Annotated in this window: 9 protein-coding genes; 3 read left to right on the top strand and 6 right to left on the bottom strand. The window is 56.9% G+C overall.

What is annotated here, in order from left to right; genetic code table 11:
* Positions 1-33: 33 nt before the first annotated feature.
* Positions 34-819 (bottom strand): PEP-CTERM sorting domain-containing protein, encoded by a 786-nt coding sequence (locus tag VNL17_13065; protein HXI85011.1) that lies wholly within the window; start codon positions 817-819, stop codon positions 34-36.
* A 230-nt stretch (positions 820-1,049) separates the two neighbouring features.
* Between VNL17_13065 and VNL17_13060 the strand changes: the two genes are divergently transcribed.
* Complete coding sequence (locus VNL17_13060) at positions 1,050-3,578, top strand: carbohydrate-binding protein (protein ID HXI85010.1); 2,529 nt, start codon at positions 1,050-1,052, stop codon at positions 3,576-3,578.
* A 326-nt stretch (positions 3,579-3,904) separates the two neighbouring features.
* On the opposite strand, the gene VNL17_13055 is transcribed toward VNL17_13060, so the two are convergent.
* From VNL17_13055 to VNL17_13035, 5 genes are all read right to left on the bottom strand, one after another.
* Positions 3,905-4,552, bottom strand: coding sequence for a PEP-CTERM sorting domain-containing protein (locus VNL17_13055; protein ID HXI85009.1), 648 nt, complete (start codon positions 4,550-4,552; stop codon positions 3,905-3,907).
* A gap of 332 nt (positions 4,553-4,884) precedes the next feature.
* Entirely contained in the window at positions 4,885-6,720 is a 1,836-nt protein-coding gene (locus tag VNL17_13050; GenBank protein ID HXI85008.1) for a hypothetical protein, read from the bottom strand.
* Positions 6,721-6,809: 89 nt separating this feature from the next.
* On the bottom strand, positions 6,810-7,616 hold the full coding sequence (locus VNL17_13045) for a type II secretion system protein (GenBank protein HXI85007.1): 807 nt from the start codon (positions 7,614-7,616) through the stop codon (positions 6,810-6,812).
* A gap of 236 nt (positions 7,617-7,852) precedes the next feature.
* Entirely contained in the window at positions 7,853-8,521 is a 669-nt protein-coding gene (gene pgmB, locus VNL17_13040) for a beta-phosphoglucomutase (GenBank protein ID HXI85006.1), read from the bottom strand.
* On the bottom strand, positions 8,493-10,883 hold the full coding sequence (locus VNL17_13035) for a glycosyl hydrolase family 65 protein (GenBank protein ID HXI85005.1): 2,391 nt from the start codon (positions 10,881-10,883) through the stop codon (positions 8,493-8,495). Before VNL17_13035 ends, pgmB begins: the two co-directional genes overlap by 29 nt.
* A gap of 216 nt (positions 10,884-11,099) precedes the next feature.
* Between VNL17_13035 and VNL17_13030 the strand changes: the two genes are divergently transcribed.
* A complete protein-coding gene (locus VNL17_13030; GenBank protein HXI85004.1) occupies positions 11,100-13,805 on the top strand; it encodes a glycosyl hydrolase family 28-related protein in 2,706 nt (901 codons plus the stop codon).
* A gap of 93 nt (positions 13,806-13,898) precedes the next feature.
* Positions 13,899-18,287, top strand: a complete 4,389-nt coding sequence (locus VNL17_13025; GenBank protein HXI85003.1) for a glycosyl hydrolase family 28-related protein — start codon at positions 13,899-13,901, stop codon at positions 18,285-18,287.
* The last annotated feature ends 43 nt before the right edge of the window (positions 18,288-18,330 follow it).

The following is an 18,330-nucleotide window of genomic DNA, read 5'->3' as shown; positions in this document are numbered from 1 at the left end:
TGGGCCGCTGTTGTCAACCGACAGATGGGTAATTCAGGAACGCCGGGCGCGCCGACGGAATCCCAATCCGAAAACCGCCAAGCCACCTGCAACAAGGCCGAATGTGCCGGGTTCAGGAACAACCATTAAATTATTGAACCCGACATCGCTGCCATTGCCCCCCTTGGAATCGAACACTTGCATTCCAATAAGGGATCCGGAATATGTGCCACTCCAACTGTCTGAACCAGCAACGGCGCTATAGGTACCGGGGCCTGTAGCAGTAATGGCAATGTTAAAGAAGCTCTGATATTGGTAAGGCATGGGCCCTGCATTGGCACCCGTGGACCCGGCATCGGTATAGTAGTAATTATTGGGGCCACCTCCAATAATCGCAAATGTAATTGCGCTACCAGAGCCATTCAACAAACTAATGCCAGCCTGCCCGTTAATTGATAGATTAGTGCCACCGCCCGGGGCGTCGAGGGCCCGCATATTGAAGTTGATAGAAACGGTTTGTCCGATAGCCAAAGCTCCGCCAGCAAATGTAGTGGTGGCAAACGCACTTCCACCATGTCCAACTCCGGAGTTCTGGAAGCTAAACAACTGCCAGGCATTGCCCAGACTGGGTTGGGAACCGTAATAGCTTCCCGAGCCATCAGTGCCGTTGAACCCCGGGGTGGTGGTTACCGTCCAAACATCAACGGGGTTTGCACTTTGATCTACTCCATCCGGGTTGCTAGCTGGATTAGCTGTTGCCGTGTAGGACACATTATTGGCTGCCGATGCCAAACTGGCAGCACTCACCAAACTAACGATACATAATAGGATTTTGTTCATGCCTGCTTCTCCATTTGGATTGGTTTACCCGTCACGCTGTACTTCCCGACTCGCTGGAGGTATCGATACCAAAACCATCCGATTTTGTCAATCCCAATCTCTCAAAAAATGAGCGGGCGCCTGCTGGTAACGTCCAGCTTCATCCCCGCGGCACAGATTGCGAGTGACAATTACGATTGTTTTTGGTATCCATACCAATTATTTTAATGCTTCCCGAACGAACATTCTCAATGGCTTCCCGTCAAAGGCTTTGGCAAGGAATCGCATGTTGGCCCCCGGCGTCGCTCACTGTCGCCCGACTTTGGCGTCTCGGCCTCGCCTGCCTTATTCTGCTGTTGGTCGCCGGCGCTGATGCAAAAGCCCAAACCGTAAGTGTCTGGCTTACGACCGACGATCAGGTCAATAAACTTCAGTCAGTCGCTCCGGTAACGTTCACCACCGGCAGCGGCGGGAGCAATCCTGTGTTCGTTGATGAGACGCAAATCTACCAGCGAGTGGAAGGGTTCGGCGCCTCATTCACGGACTCAGCGGGTTACCTGCTAAGCGAGGTGGCTACACCATTGGTCCGCAGTAACGCCATGTCCAACCTTTTCACCCGCAATGGCAGCGGCATCGGCGTGAGTTTTGTTCGAAATCCAATGGGGGCGTCAGACCTGGCACGAACGCAGTATTCTTACGACGACCTGTCGTCCGGCCAGACAGATACGAACTTGACTTCCTTTTCCATTGCACACGATCAGGCGGACATTATTCCTTTGGTTCAACAGGCCCTGCAGCTCAATCCGCAACTCACGATCATGGCGAACCCCTGGAGTCCCCCCGGTTGGATGAAAACCACGGGTTCAATGGTTGGCGGGTCCCTGCTGACAAACATGTACCCATCGTTCGCGCAATACTTCGTCAAGTATATCCAGGCCTACCAGGCGGCGGGAATCCCGACCCATTACATCTCGCTGCAGAATGAACCGCTGTTTGTGCCCGGCAATTACCCCGGGATGTCCATGGATGCCGCCACGCAATTGGTCGTTCTGCGTGATTACGTTCTGCCGGCCCTGGCGGCAAGCAATATCAGCGCCAGGGTGTTGGTCTATGATCACAACTGGGACCGGCCGGATTATCCCGACACGGTTTTGTCGGACGCCACCGTGTTGGGTTCGAGCCGGGTCGCAGGCATCGCCTGGCACGGATACGGTGGCACACCCGGCGTGATGACCATCCTGGCCAACAAATATCCTACCAAGGGAGATTACCTGACCGAGCACTCCGGCGAAGTCTCGATCAGTGATGCGGTCAAGGCGGACTTCGAGGAGATAACCCAGGTCATGCGAAACTGGGGCAAGGCCTACGTCAAATGGAGCATCGCCCTGGACCAGAATCATGGCCCGCATGACGGTGGTTGCTCCGATTGCAACCCCTTGGTAACGATTAACAGCTCCTCGGGCGCTCTTACCTTCGACATTGAATACTATACCCTGGGACATTTCAGTAAATTTGTCCTGCCGGGTGCATACCGGGTCTATTCGGGGAACGCCGCGGGGGTCGTCAGCGCGGCCTTCGTGAACCCGGATAACTCGAAGGTGTTGGTAGCTTTTAATGACACGACCAGTAACAATACGTTCCAGGTCCAATGGGGGAGCAAGATGTTCACCTATACGCTTGCCCCCTACTCGGGAGCGACTTTTACCTGGACCGGGACCCAAAGCGGCGGTTACCAATTTCCGGCGGCATTGCAACTCCAAGCGTCGAGTTTCAATTCCACCGCTGGCCTGGAGACCGAGACGACGACCGACACCCAGGGCGGTTATGATGTAGGGTATGCTGACGGGGGTGACTACGCCGTGTACCAGAATGTGAACTTCGGTGCGGGTTTCACCAATGTCAGTGTGCGCGAGGCAAGTTTTGGCGGCGGTACCCTGGCGCTGCATCTCGACAGCCCGACCGGGCCAATCATCAGCTCCTTCGCGCTCCCATCTACTGGCGGTTGGCAAACCTGGCAGACCATTCGCCAACCAGTATCAGGTGCCAGCGGTCTGCACGATCTGTATGCTGTTTTCAGTGGATCGAGTGGCCTTGGAAACCTGAACTGGTTTCAGTTTGGCGGCGCTTTACCGCCGGCCGCGCCGGCCGGATTGACGGCGACAGCAGGCGACGCACAGGTGGCACTGAGTTGGAGCGCGTCATTCGGTGCGACGGGCTATAATGTCAAACGCGCGCTGGTAAGCGGCGGCCCCTACGCAACCATCACCAACGGACTGGCCAATACGGGTTATACTGACAGCAGCGTGACCAACGGGGTGCACTATTATTATGTCGCCACGGCAGTCAACGCCGGTGCCGAAAGCACCAACTCCAATGAAGCGGCGGCCGTGCCGTTGCCGGCATACCAGCAATGGCAAATGTTATATTTCGGTTGCACCAATTGCCCACAGGCGCAAGCCAGCGCCGATCCGTTCGGTAAAGGAGTCAGTAATACCAACCAATTCTTGCTCGGGCTTAATCCCACCAATCCTGCCTCAGTATTTCGAGTCATCGCGATTGCGCCGCAGGGGACGAACCTGACGATCACGTGGAAAACGGCGGGCGTACGAACCAATGGCGTTCAGGCCAGATCAGGAGGTGATTACAGCACCAACGGATTTGCCGACATCAGCGGGCCTATCATCATCAACGTCACCGGTGACACGACAACCAACTACACGGATGTCGGCGTCGCCACTAACTATTCGACTCGCCAGTACCGCGTGCGGCTGGTGCCGTAGCCGGGGTGCAGTGGCAGCAGCGCGGTCACCGACTACCTCGGCGTCGTCAGCGCGACGAACATGGCGTCTCGATACCGCTGTGCACGGCTCGTGTCATGTGTGTAATTTACAATACACCTCCTACCAGTGTTCGGATCCACAAAACTGGCTCCCCACTTTGGACGGTTTGCGAACTTTGCGATTTGAGCTTCCAAGGGTTCGCCAACTGCTTGGTCGCGCCACCCATCGTACTGAACGTGAAGGCAGCAGCGCGACGAAATAACAAACGGGCCCACCGCGTCGGCGGTGGGCCCGTTTGCATGCAACACTTTTGACAGAGTCAACAACTAGGACGTGCGACGGCGACGCAGGCCGAGCAGCCCCAGCAGCCCCAAGCCGACGAGCGACAAGGTGGCGGGCTCCGGAATCAACTGGATGCTGTTCATCGTCATGGTGTAATTCCCACTAACATTAGCCGGGTCGATCTGGAAGTTGAGACCACCGATCGGAAAGCCGGCTGCAACGTTGGCCTGATTAGGCTGTTGAAGAGGGAGGGTAATGGAATAAGTCGTACCTGGAACGGGGGTTAAGCTATACGCAGGAACGATCGCGTCATAGTAATCAACACCGCCATTATTGTCATCCAGTGCGAACAATACGTTAACACCCCCAACGGCATTCCCGGAATTCCAAGTCCAGGTAAATATAACTGCATTATCCTGGGTGTTGAGTGGTGTCACTTGGGGAGCCGGGAGCGGGTAATACAACGTGCTGAATGTGCCGGGGCCCCCGGGTGCGGTGATCTGCAAGCCGGTCGCGGTGTCCGCCATGTTCGCAGTGGTCCAAGCGCCGCTCGGGAACGTGCCATTAGGATTGATATTGTTCAGAGTCGGTTGGCCGGTTACGAATTGCGCCTGCGTCGAACTGGCCAGAGCCAATCCAACAACAATGGCAAGCATGGCCGCCAATTGTTTTGTGAATGCTTTGTGCTTCATAGAATACCTCATGTTTCTCCCTTTCTCGCTTTTATCCCGTTGTTCCCAGAAAGTATACGTGCTGCGAATGTTTTTCCGGTCGCACGGCTATCTGGAGTTCTCCACACTCGTCTCGCTTCGAGTGCAAACACTACCTAAACTGGTTCCCAAAGGGAACTACAACATAACTTTACGTAAACTTACTACCTTTTCAGCAGCTTTTCGACTGCTTTGGCACGTCCCAAAAGTCGCGGAGCGCAGCCGGTCGATAGGCTCACCGAGTCGTGAACGCAGGTCCTTGTTAATTGGGTTTCCTGTCATCGTCTCGACTGTGCTCCACATAATGTTCCAACTTACGGCACTAACACGCGTACTCGATAATAGCGCGTCGGCCCGGCCACCACATTGGTTTCGATGAAACTTGTCACGGCACCCAGGCCGATACCTCCGCTCAGAATGTTGGTCTGACCGGTGCTGACAAAGTTATTAGACGAGTAGCTTCCGTTAACAGTGCCGGTGGTAAATTCGAGCACATTGGTGCGCGAGGTGAACCCCGGCGAATAAGTGTTGTCGCCGCTGGCCCCGAGATACGTAATCACGAGGTTAGTCGAATTCGTCTTCGCGACGCTAATAATGTGCGGGCTGGCGGCGCTATTGACCGGGTTGAAGCCTGCCAGGAACTCGTTGGTGTTGATCAAGCCATCACCATCCGGGTCGGCGCCCGGGGCCGAATTCGGTCCACCACCCGGGAAATAGTGGGTTTGCCAGGTCGTGAAGGGATCGTTTGAGGGAGGCGTAAGATCGACGATCTGCATACAGTTCAGGTAGCCAAGGTTGCCATCGGGAGCAATGAACTTAATGTACAACGCGCCGGTCGTTGGCGTGATCGGGCTCAGCACAGCCAACGTGTCCTGATTCTGGGCGGCTCCGCTGCCGACCAGCAGGTTGGTCGAAGCGATCAGCGTCGAATAATTCGTGTCACTATACACGGAGTAAACCGTCGTAGGATTGAAGCTAAACTTGTGTGAACCGAAGAAGGTCAGTGAGTATTGATGGGCCGGATTCATGTTTTGCAATATGAAGTGTGCGCTGACGAAATAGTCATACACGGCATTGGTCTGGCCCAGGTAGCCGAGCGCAGTCGGGTTGAAAACACAGTTGCCGATGCTGCAAGAGGGCGGCCCGCAGTCGGTCGGTCCGGCAGGGCCGTTATAAGAATCCGTTCCGAAGCCACTCGACGCGTTTGTATAGGCGGGGTTACTGGCGTCGAACATGAAGCTGATGCCCATTGAGGCACCGGCCGCGTTCGTAAGCACGAGAGGACTGCCGATGAAATTAACGCCCAGGTTGTTCCAGTAATGACCCTGGGCGTCCGGGCTCGGTGTGTTCGTGCCCCGGAAGCTGTTGTTGTCGCCGAAATCGAGCAACATCGTCTGGGCTACCGGAGGAGGTATCACTACGACACCCGTAGACAAATCCACGATCGACATGTCGTTCAGGATGCCTTGTATGGGAGTGGCGCCGCCGGAATTCGTGCCCTGGAATTTGACGTACATGACGCCGTCGGACTGTGGTGAAACTCCGCTGAGCACTGCCAGCTGGTTGGTATTGTTGATCGCTCCACTGCCGACATTGAGGGTGATCGATGTGAGAACGGTCGAATAACCAGCCGTGCACAGCGAGTAGGTCGTGAGTTCACTGTCGGGATACTTCAGTGATCCAAAAAAGCTTACGGCGTATTTCTTGGACGGATTCATCCCCTGGATTTGAAACGCGGAGGTGACGATATAGTCGGCGACGGCGGTATCGATGCTCAAACAGCCAAGCGCGGCGGGATTGACGTCGGAGTTGGCTGGATTCGTGGTGAATCCGTTGGTGTCGGAAGCAGGGCCGTTGTAAGAGTCAAACCCTGTGATGAAATCAGAACCATAAGCCAAAGTCGTCAGCTGGCCGGCCGCATTCGTCAGGATCGCGTAGGCAAAGTCAACGGTGTTCCAATAATGCCCGAATGCGTCGGGGCTCGTTGTATTGAAGCCACCGGTGGTATTCGTGTTGCCGAAATCAATCAACACCATTTTGGTCAAATCGGTGGAGCATTGGCTTTGGGCCGGAGGCGCGAAAGCCAGGACGAGTACCAGCGCCACCGCGACGACAAAACCAACCTTGGCAATTACCCTACACGTTCTCATGATATTCCCTTTCGCAACTTCAGTCGGCGTCGAGAACCTTCGGTTCAACTCGCTATTTCAGTCTTTACCAATCAAAACCTGTCAACGTCTTACGGCAACTTCGTGGCGTCGCTCATGGCACTGATAAAGGCCGGGTCACTGGCCTGAGCCTTGGTGATTAGCCCCACATGGCCGTCGACGTAAAGTCCCAAGGCTGCGTCACCGTATGCGTAATTGAGGTACTTCCAACCATTCGCCCCATCCGATACGGGGTTATCGGTGACTTTTGCATATTCCAGCCTGCCCCAAGCGCCAAAGGTAGGCTGGAGCGAGCCACCAATCCCAACACTCCCCGTCATAATAGCCGGCATGACGTTCCCCACCATCGCCGGGTCGCCATCGCGTCGATACTTCACCGAGCCGCCGCCAAATATGCACCCCGAACACGTGTCTTCTATCTGAAAGAATTTGTGGAAGGCGTAACTACCTCGGCCCACAAAATGTTCCTCCTGGTTAAACTTCCTGACCATGAGAGGACACCACATGGTTCTGGCGTAGCTTGGTTTGCCCATGGCCTCCTGAAAACCCGCGAAGGTGGTGGGAAATGCGCCGAAGTCGTGTTCCCAAACATTACGCCGCCACGTGTACGTGGTGTCACCGTTGATTATGGGATCATTGCCCAACGGTTTCGGCCAATAACCGTCGTAGTCGTCCACATACATGCGTACGAGCAAAAAGATCTCTTTCAGGTTGGCAACAGAGCTTGCGGTAAGCGCTTTCTCCCGCGCTTTATTTAAAGCCGGCAGCAGCATGGCCGCCAGTATCCCGATAATCGCAATGACGACAAGGAGCTCGATGAGCGTAAAGGCGCTCCTCAACGACCGTTTTTCAATACGAAAACTGTTTATTTTGGCCACGAGTCCGCTTCCTCTGTTTCCAAATTGGGATCGCATCGTTTCTTATGTTCCCATCTCGAGCATTAGAAATCCCGCACTCTTGAACGTTACCACTTTCTCAGACATGTTTCCCAGGCGCAACGAGAAGCCCACTTTACGTAAAGCATCCCTCCGGGGGATCTTGCCGCTCCCTTCAAAGGCTGTCCGAAACACATGTCCATCCCCTGTGGTAACCGGCCTGATCGATCGCTTTCTATTCATTGGCTGCAGACACTTTCTGTCAAAAGCAACTCGTCAGCCGAAACACAGGACAGATCTTCCGCAAATCGAGTAGCCCGTGGGTGCCCGCTGGCGGCGCCGACCGCCAGCACACTCATGCCAGCAGCCAATCCGGCCTCGACGCCGGCCTCGGCATCTTCGACAACCAAACATTCCTCCGGGGAGATGCCGAGTCGCATGGCCGCGATCGTGAATACTTCCGGATCCGGCTTGGACCGGGTGACGTGGTTGCCATCGGCGATGACGTCGAAATCATTTTCCAAGCCCACGGCCCGCAGGATTGTGCGGGCATTTTTACTCGAGGAGCCAATCGCGATCTTTACCCTACGGTCCTTCAACGCTCTGATCATGTCAATGACGCCGGGTAAAATGTCAGCCGCCGACAATCCCTTTAGTGATTCCCGGTAATAGGTGTTCTTGCGCTCGGCCAACTCGCGTTTCTCATCCAGCGAATACCGCCTGGCCGACTTCTCCAACATGATCTCCAATGACTCCATTCGGCTGACCCCCCGCAGCCGGTCGTTCGATTCCCGGCCAAACGGAATCCCCAACGAATCCGCCAGTCGCTTCCAGGCCTGGAAGTGGTGCTCGTCGGTCGAAACGATGACCCCATCCAGATCAAAGATAACGGCTTTGATTGTTCTCATTGGATTGCGCGCTTCGCAGGAACTGCTGATTTAGTTCAACACCCTGAGCGGGCGAGGTCACGCTCAGTTCATCTCGCAGAAGATGCTCTTCGCCATTAAGAACCACCCGCGCCTGCGGTTGCCCTTCCGATCCCTCAACGTCCAATCGGTGAACGTCGTGTGCCAGGGTCAGGTTCAATCGATATCCCCGGTAGGCAATCCGAAGTGACACGGATTTCCAGGCCTCCGGGAGGCGTGGTTCAAACGCGATGCCCTTGGGGAGAAGGCGCATCCCCAGAAACCCGTAGACGAGAGTCAGCCAGGTACCGCCCAGGGCAGCAGCATGAAGTCCGTCCGCGATCGTCCCCCGCCCATCATCCAGATCCAGTCCGGCCGCTTTGCAGAAGTAATCGTAGGCTTGTTGTTCCCGGCCGATCTTGGTTGCCAGGATCGAGTGGGTGTTGTAGCTCAACGACGAGTAGTGGAGAGTCATCGGCTCATAGAAGTCATAGGCCTCCCGCATTTGCTCCACGGTGAAGTCCTCCTGCAACAAGTACATCGCAAGGATGATGTCCGACTGTTTCACCACTCGGTGCGTGTGTCGCATGGCATACGCCTCGTCAGCACTTATTCCTTTGAAATCGAGTGTTTTCTTGCCAAGCAGGAATTCGTCCTGGAGAGGGATATCGCGACCCGGAACCGACGGGACCGCCATCCGCTTGGCCGCGTTCGTCCAATTCGCAACCTCTCCGGCCCCGATCTCCAGCTTCTCAATCAGTGCCTTCGCGGCATGCGGTTCAGTGGCCTTGATGCTCTTGAGCCAACGCGCGGCGAGCTGAAGATGACGCCGCGCCATAAGACTTGTGTAACCGTTGTCCTTGCCGTGCTTGTCGAGTTCGTCCGGCCCGACGGTGTCATGCAGATGCACCACGCCCGCCTTGTCCTCCTCCATGCGCGACATCCAGAAGCGCGCGCTGTCCACGAGTATCTCCAGCCCCTTTTCGAGCAAGAACTTGTGATCGCCAGTGACCTGCACGTATTGGTCAATCGCATACGCAATGTCCGCGTTCTGATGCCACACGTAGTCACCGATACTCCACGGCGCCTGTTCAGTCCCATCCTGGGAATCAGCCATCCACGGAAAACAAGCGCCCGGCGACTTCAAACGTCGGGCGTTCCGTCGCGCTCCCTCCAATGTTCGATAGCGGAAGCTCAATAATTTCTCTGCCACCTCGGGATAGGTGTGCAGGTAGTACGGCAACAAGAAGGTTTCACTGTCCCAGTAATACAAGCCGTGATACCGGTTAAAGGCATACGCGCGCGCCGGTACGCTGATCTTGTCCGTATGAAACGGGGCCATCTGCAGCATGCTGAATGAGCCGAACCGAAGGTAGGCTTGATCTCTTGCCGGGCCGTCAATCGTCACGTCTGCCATTGCCCAGCGACGCCGCCAGATTTTCTCGGATTCCGCCAGGGAACTGTGATAACCGACTCTCGCCGCCTCACGCGCGATATCGGTGGCCACCTCGGGGACGCGCGATGGTTCCACTTCGTCCCGCGAACTGACTACTGCCACGGCATGAAGGACACTCACGGGTTCCCGTTTGCGTAGCGCGAGCGTGACCTCTTGTCTCAAGACCGTTGAGTTTCGTGTGGACATGTCGCACGGACCGCCGGCGACGTGTGACGCAATACTCACCGCGTGGCCCGTGCCCTTGACACGGACAGCCAGGCTGGCTTCCCCACCCTCACCCAGCTTGACTTGTGGACTCTCCAGGAGATCTTCGCGCAAGTGAGGCAGGGACCGGTCCCCGCACCGGAAATAGGTTGGGTACGCGCCATCGAGTTCGAATTTCAAGATTGCCTTGCCGCTCCAATTCTCCGGCAAGAGCGTGATTTGTTGCATCCCCAGATGCGGTTCAGCCGCCGAGAGGAATCGCTCAAAGAGCAGCCGCGTGCGCAACCCGGTCGGGCTGACCCAGACCACGTGCCGGGACAATACGCCATTGTACATATTCAGCGACCGGCTGAAAAAATCGATGGTTCCTTGGGAGAGATTGAAGGGTTCCCCTTCCAATTTGATCTCGCAGGCAAACAGTTCCGGAAGCGTTATCATGGCCACCATGGGCCAGCCGTAGTTGACGCGGACCTGTTTCAGCGCGGCCTCGTCAACCTGCCCGAAAACTCCGGCCAGATAGCCCTCGCGAAAGGTCTTCAGCCCGGCGTTGGCCTCCTCGGTATACCCTCGGACACCCATGTATCCATTGGATTGGGTGAATATCGTTTCGAAGTACACATTCCTATCCGCAGCCCATTCGGATTGCGTCAAAAACCACGGGTCACCCACGGCATACCAGGGCTGATTCAACGTTTTTGATTTCATCGATCTTCTTCGTCAGGCCGGTCATTGCGAGATGGCCGATGCCGGTAATCACTGTTGGTTCGCATGAGATGTCTCGCTTGGTATGTGTGTCGCCTAAACTGGCAAAGACAACAACTTGCTTCTGAGCTTTACGTAAAGTATGCACTTGTTTGCTGTCATCCGTGCGAGTATTGTTTATAGTCGGGGTTGACGTGTGCGAGTGAGTCGAAGACACCTATGAAAGCCAAGATGCTTAACCTTGCTGTAATCCTGACCCTTGTCATTTCGCTGGACTCTGCCCTGGCGTTTAGCGGCGCGACCGTGCCGTGGACCACCTACGAAGCCGAGAATATGACCAACAACGGCACCGTCCTCGGGCCATCGTATACGCCCAACACAGTCGCGGGCGAATCCTCGGGCCGGCAGTGTGTTCAGCTCAGTGCGACCGGACAGTTTATGCAATTCAGCGCCGTATCGACGGCCACCGCCATCGTCGTGCGTTATAGCGTGCCCGATACGGCGGACGGAAAGGGAACCGACTACACCCTCAGCCTCTACAAAAATGGTGCGTTCGTGGCGAAGCTGCCGATGACGTCTCGCTACTCGTGGTTGTACGGCTCGTATTCCTTCACGAACAACCCCCCTTCGGGATCGCCGAGAAACTTCTACGACGAGGTGCGCACGAATGGCCTGTCGATCTTGCCGGGAGACGTGATTCGCCTCGAAAAGGACGCGAGCGACACAGCGACGACTTACACCGTTGATCTGGTTGACCTGGAAAACGCTCCCGCGGCGATCAGCCAGCCCGGTGGCGCGGTCTCCATCAAAAGTTCGCCTTACAACGCCGTTGGTGACGGAGTCAACGACGATACAACCGCGCTGCAGCTTGCCATCAACGGGAACAGTAATATCTATCTGCCGCCGGGCAATTACAAGATCACGGGCGCCATCACGATCAACGGAAACAAGACGGTTCAGGGCGCGGGCATGTGGTACACCACCCTGGTCGGGGACACGAACCTGTACGGGACAGTCAACCGGCGAATCCTGCTGAATGGAAATGGCAGCAACATTCGCCTGTCGGATATCGCGATCATGGGAAAACTGAGTTACCGAAACGACAACGAAAACCCAAACGATGGCATCGGCGGTGCGTACGGCACGGGGTCAACCATCTCGAATATGTGGGTCGAACATACCAAGACCGGCGCGTGGATTGCGAATTCGAGCGGCTTGGTAGTTAACAGTTGCCGCTTTCGCGACATCATCGCCGACGGGATTAATTGCAACGTGGGCATGCGAGGCTGCATTGTGACGAATTGCACGGCCCGCGGCTGCGGCGACGATTGCTTCGCCTTCTGGCCCGCGACCTTTACCACACAGAATTTTACTCCCGGACTCAACGTCATCACCCACTGCACGGCGCTGACACCGTTCCTGGCCAACGGCGGGGCGATCTACGGCGCGATCAGCAATCGCATCGAAGATTGTGTATTTCAAGACATCACCTACGGCTGTGGCATCCTGATCAGCACCACTTTCCCTGTTGGCGGTAACACATTCAGCGGGACCACATTTGCCCAGCGCTGCGACGTCATTCGTTGCGGTGGTTTCGATCCTGGCTATAAATGGCGCGCGGCCGTGCAACTCACAATCGACTCAAACGCAGGCGGCATCACGGGATTGAATCTCAACAACCTGAACATCGTCGACAGCGCGTCGGATGGCCTGAGTATTATCGGGAACGCGGGCAGCCTCTCCGGCGCAATTGCCTCCTACATCAATATTCCCAACTACGGTCTCGGGACGAGCGGACGAAACGCCCTCTATGCCACGAACAATGCGATCGGCAGCCTGACGGTCAGTAACTCGACGATTGCGGAGGTTCGCAATGATTCTTCGACTTTCACGTTTAATTTCGTCACCTCCAACATCCCGGTCACGGTGCAGACGAGTCCGACGGGGCTATCGTTCAGCGCTGACACAACGAATTTCAGCGCGGCGCAGAACTTTAACTGGAAATTCAACACCAGCCACACCGTCGCGACCATTTCGCCCCAGAGCGGAGGCGCCGGCGTCCAATACAGCTGGAACTCATGGAACGATGCAGGCGCGATTTCGCATGCGGTCACCGCATACACGAACTTCACCTACACGGGGAATTTCACGACGCAATATTTGCTGACGATGAATGCCGCAACCGGCGGCACCGTGAGCCCCACCAACAGCTGGAACAATAGCGGCGCCAATGTGAACATCAGCGCGACAGTGTCGAACGGATATGTCTTCAATGGCTGGATCGGCAGCGGGAGCGGTTCGTATTCGGGAACCAACAACCCGGCTCCGGTCACGATGAACGGACCGATCACCGAAACGGCCAGCTTCGCCCCGATCCCGACACGATTGATTTCGCTGAGCGGCGCCCTCGATTTCGGCGACGTGACTGTTGGCGGTTCGAGCAACCTCACGTTTGCAATCGGCAACACCGGTAACTCGACGCTCACGGTCAGCGGCATCACCTATCCCACCGGGTTCAGCGGAAATTGGTCGGGGACAGTCTCGAGCGGCAGTTCGACCAACGTGACTGCGACGTTCTTGCCGCAGGTTGCCGGGAATTACACCGGCAACCTCGCGGTCAACTCGGACGCCACCAGCGGTGGCAATACGCTTACCGTTTCAGGAACCGGCGTCGCGACAACCAACGATCCGCCGGACAACCTGACGGTCTCGAGCATCACCCCGAACCCCGATTCTTCGGTAACGATTACGTACACGACAACTCCCACATTTACGTACCACGTCGAAGTCACGAGTGACCTCGTCACGGGCACCTGGGCCATCCTGACCAGCAGCATCACCAATGCGACGAGCGGTACGGTCACGTTCACCGACCCCGGCGCCGCCGACAGTCCGCAGCGCTTCTACCGGGTGAGGTCGCCATAACGGGAAGTTTGCCGGCTCTACGTAAAGTGCGCATTGGTTTGCCCGGCGAGGGCAGTTGTTATTTATGTCGACCGTTTAACTGACGATTCCACCATGAACGCCAAGATGCTCGGCCTCACCCTTTTCCTGACGCTTGTCGTTTCTCTGAACTCCGCATTCGCATCGACGGGGGCGACCGTCCCGTGGACCACCTATGAAGCGGAAGCGATGACCATCAACGGGGGCACGATCCTTGGCCCCCCGCCCGTGGCCGTGGACAAGAATGCCACCGTCACGAACACCGTCGAGGGAGAATCGTCGGGCAGGCAGTGCGTCCGTCTGGCCGGTTCGGGGCAGTATGTGCAGTTTGCCGCACAGACGACGGCCAACACCCTGGTCGTGCGCTACAGTGTGCCCGACACGGCGGACGGGGTCGGCGCTGATTACACCATCAGTCTTTATCTCAATGGAAACTTCGTCCAGAAAATTCCCGTGTCTTCGAAGTATTCGTGGCTCTACGGGGGTTACACGTTTTCCAACAATCCCGGCGACGGTAATGCCCGGAACTTCTTTGACGAAGCGCGCGTGATGAACCTGACCATCAATCCGGGGGATCTTGTCCGTCTGCAGATGGACGCGAACGATACGGCCGCCTATTACATCCTTGACCTCGTTGACCTCGAGAACATCGGTTCGCCGCTGACCCAACCGCCCGGTTCACAGTCCGTCCTCGCCTGCGGGGCGGTCGGCAACGGCGTTGCCGACGACACGCTCGCGATCAATAACTGCGTGAATCAGGGGGGTACCGTCTGGTTTCCTCCCGGCAATTATCTGGTCACCGGTGATATCAATGTTCCCCCCGGCACAACCATCCAGGGCGCCGGCATGTGGTACACCACCTTCGTTGGTAGTCCCACCACGTATGTCAATGAGCAGGGCCGGGTCCGGTTCAACGGCGAGGGCAGCAACACCCACTTCGCCGACTTCGCGATCCTCGGGAAATTGAATAACCGCAATGACAGCCAGGCGAACGATGGGTTCAGCGAAATTTTCGGCACCAATTCGAGCATCGCGCGAGTCTGGGTGGAGCACACCAAAACCGGCGCCTGGCTTGCCAATGCCCTCGGTATGCTCGTCACCGATTGCCGGTTCCGTAATACAATCGCGGACGGCATCAACATCGACGTGGGCATGCAGGGTTGCATTGTGAGCAATTGCACTGCGCGCGGCACGGGCGATGATTCTTTTGCCATCTGGCCGGCCACGTATCGTACGGCGGCCTATCAACCCGGGTACAACGTCTTCACCCATTGCACCGCCCAGTCGCCCTGGTTCGCCAACGCCTGCGGAATTTATGGCGGAATCAGCAACCGGGTGGAGGACTGCCGGTTCGTCGACACTACCGACGGTTGCGGCATCCTGATTGCCGGCACATTTCCTATCGGACCGTATGTGTTCGCTGGAACCACCGTGGCCCAAAGGTGTGATTTGGTTCGCTGCGGCGGTTTTGATCCGGGCTGGCAGTGGCGCGGAGCGCTCACGCTCTGTCCGCAAAACATCGACATCAATGGCGTCCAAATCAACAACCTGAACATCTCCAACAGCCTGTCGTACGCAATCCAAATTGTTGATCCGGGCGGCGGTGTGGTGACGAACGCCACCATGAGCAGCGTGAATGCCTCCGGTTATGCCCTGGGGGTTCACGTGTTTCACCCTCAGAACAATTGTTGTTCCAATGTGTTTGTTGACGGCGTATTCGGCGTGCTCGCTCGCAGCGACGCCAAGGGCAGCATCACCGTCACCGACCTCGTCGTCAGCAACACGCCCATCATTTCCCAGCAAACGCCGGGAACCATTTTCACCAACCAGTCCAACGGTCAGTTCATTTTCAATTTTCTCACGCAACCGATCAGCGTGACGGTACAGGCCAATTCTGCTGGACATTCGTTCATCGTGGATAGCGTGACCTACACCAATGCCCAAACATTCACCTGGACGCAGGGCTCGATCCACACCATCGCCACGACCACACCCCAGAACAGCGGAACCGGCGTGCAGGACGTCTGGAATTCGTGGAGTGACGGCGGGGCAATATCGCATACGGTTTCGCCACTTGTGTCCACCACTTACACAGCGAGCTTCGGCACACAGTATTACTTAACGATGAACGCGAGCGCGGGCGGCAGCGTGAGCCCGGTCAGCGGTTGGCAAAACAGCAACGCCGTGGTGAACATTAGCGCCACGCCGTCGCTCGGTTTCCAATTCAGTAGTTGGAACGGAACCGGAAGCGGCTCATTTTCGGGGACTAATAGTTCGGCCTCCGTCACGATGAATGCGCCGATTACCCAGACCGCCTTCTTCAGCAGCCCACAAGTGCAGTCGATGAGCTTTGCGCAACAGCCCGGCAACGTGCTTCAGGGTGCAATCATCACTCCCGAAGTCCAGGTGCAAGCCATCGATACCAACGGCTCGCCTGTCGCGGCCGCGGCGATCACCCTGTCGCTGGGCAGTGGCACGGGAAATTTGACCGGCACATTGACCCGTGTGACCGACGGCGGCGGCCTAGCCCATTTTGCCGATTTGAGTGTGAATCAGCCCGGGCCGAAAGTGCTGACCGCAACCGCCGGCAGCGGCCCCGCTTCGCCAACCAATAGCAGCTCCTTCATGGTAATCGGATCGGTGACGGCGTTGGCGTTCACAACCCAGCCCGGTGGGGCGGTGCCGGGCCAACCCTTCAGCCAGCAACCGGTTGTCAAGACAGTGGACACCTTCGGCACTCCGACCACCTCGGGCCTGCCGTCCAGCCTGATTGTCTACGTCTCGCTCACTAACGGCGTGGGCACTCTCTCCGGCACGACCAGTTTGGATATTGGTACCAGCGCTGGCAACGGGGTCGTGGCGTTCGGCAATCTGTCGATTGATACTGCCGGCACCAATGACCAACTCATTGCTTCCGTGGCGCCGGTTATGACGGGCAACCCAGTAGCTGGCGCCGTGCTCTGGCTGGATGCCAACGACCCGAGCACGATCACGACGAACGGAACGCGGGTGCAGGCATGGAAGAACAAAGGCACAGGCGGCACGACGGGCGCGAATCTCTGGTTTACTCAGAACACGACCGGGCTGCAACCGTTGCGAACCAACCAGATGGGCGGCAAGCCGGTTCTGACATTCAGCAAGAACGGGAACGGTTATGGCACCGGCTGCACCTACCTCGGCAATGTTGGTCTGAACTCGTACACGAACAGTGGCAGCCAGATGTCCTATTTCCTCGTCGCGCGCCAGTCGAGCAACACCTACGGCTGGCAAGGCCCCATCAGCTTTAGCAGGTCGGGACAGACCGACGGGCAAGGGGCAGCCGGTGTGGTGATCCTGACCGATGGCAGTCAGTCTGCGCCGTACCCGTTCGGCATTCAACGCAATCACCCCGCCACACCGATGCAGGCAGATGTTGCGTCATCGGCTCTGAACACTCCATTCCTGTTGAGCTTCTTGGACAACGGCGGCGCGGCAATTTTACGGCTGACCGATTCTACCGGCTCCTCGCGTAGCAACAGCGCCAACATCGTCAATGGAATCAGCCCCTACAAGTACAACATCACCGATGTCACCGTCGGCGGCCGACTGGAGCCGTCGCCCTCAACGATTGACAATGGATGGGACGGCGATGTCGCCGAGGTGTTGGTTTACAACACCGCGCTGAGTGTCGCCGATCGCAGTTCCGTGGAAACGTACCTGAGCAACAAGTGGTTCGTGTCCAGCGTTGTGCTTTCGGTGAGCAACGCCATCAGTGCGCCCTTCCCTGTGCAGTCCACGCTGAGCGTGACGGTTCAAGCCAATCCGCCGGGACTTTCGTTCATGGTAGATGGCACCGCCTACACCAATGCCCAGATCTTCAGTTGGACGACGGGCTCCAACCACACGATCGCCACGACCACGCCACAAGGCGGCGGCGCGGGCGTGCAGTACGCGTGGAGTTCCTGGAGCGATGGCGGGCCAATCTCACACACAGTCAGTCCAACTGTAACCGCAAACTACACGGCGAATTTTGCGACGCAGTATTTCCTGACGATGAACGCCAGCCCCGAAGGAAGCGTGAGTCCGAGCAGTAATTGGTACAACAACGGGACGAATGTGAATATCAGCGCAAGCGCGTTGAGCGGTTACGCTTTCGATGCATGGACAGGCACCGGCAGTGGCTCGTATTCCGGGACCAACAATCCGGCATCCATCACGATCAACGGGCCGATCATGCAGACAGCCGGCTTCGACTTCCTGGCGGCGATTACGGGAATCACGATCGGCGGCGATGGGTCCGTGACGATCAGTTACTCCACCACGTCAGGCCTTACCTATCATGTCGAGACCACAACCGACCTGACTTCGTCCGCATGGACAACGGTCCCCGGCAGCACGACCAACGCTGCGGGGAGCCTTATAATCTTTGTCGATCCCAACGCCATGGGTGACCCTCAGCGCTTCTATCGGGTTGGCTCGCCGTAGCACGAAATCCGCTGGACTTTACGTAAAGATAGCGGATGATACT

The sequence above is a fragment of the Verrucomicrobiia bacterium genome, from assembly GCA_035577545.1.
Classification (GTDB): domain Bacteria; phylum Verrucomicrobiota; class Verrucomicrobiia; order Palsa-1439; family Palsa-1439; genus Palsa-1439.
This window is presented reverse-complemented; position numbering and strand designations above follow the sequence as displayed.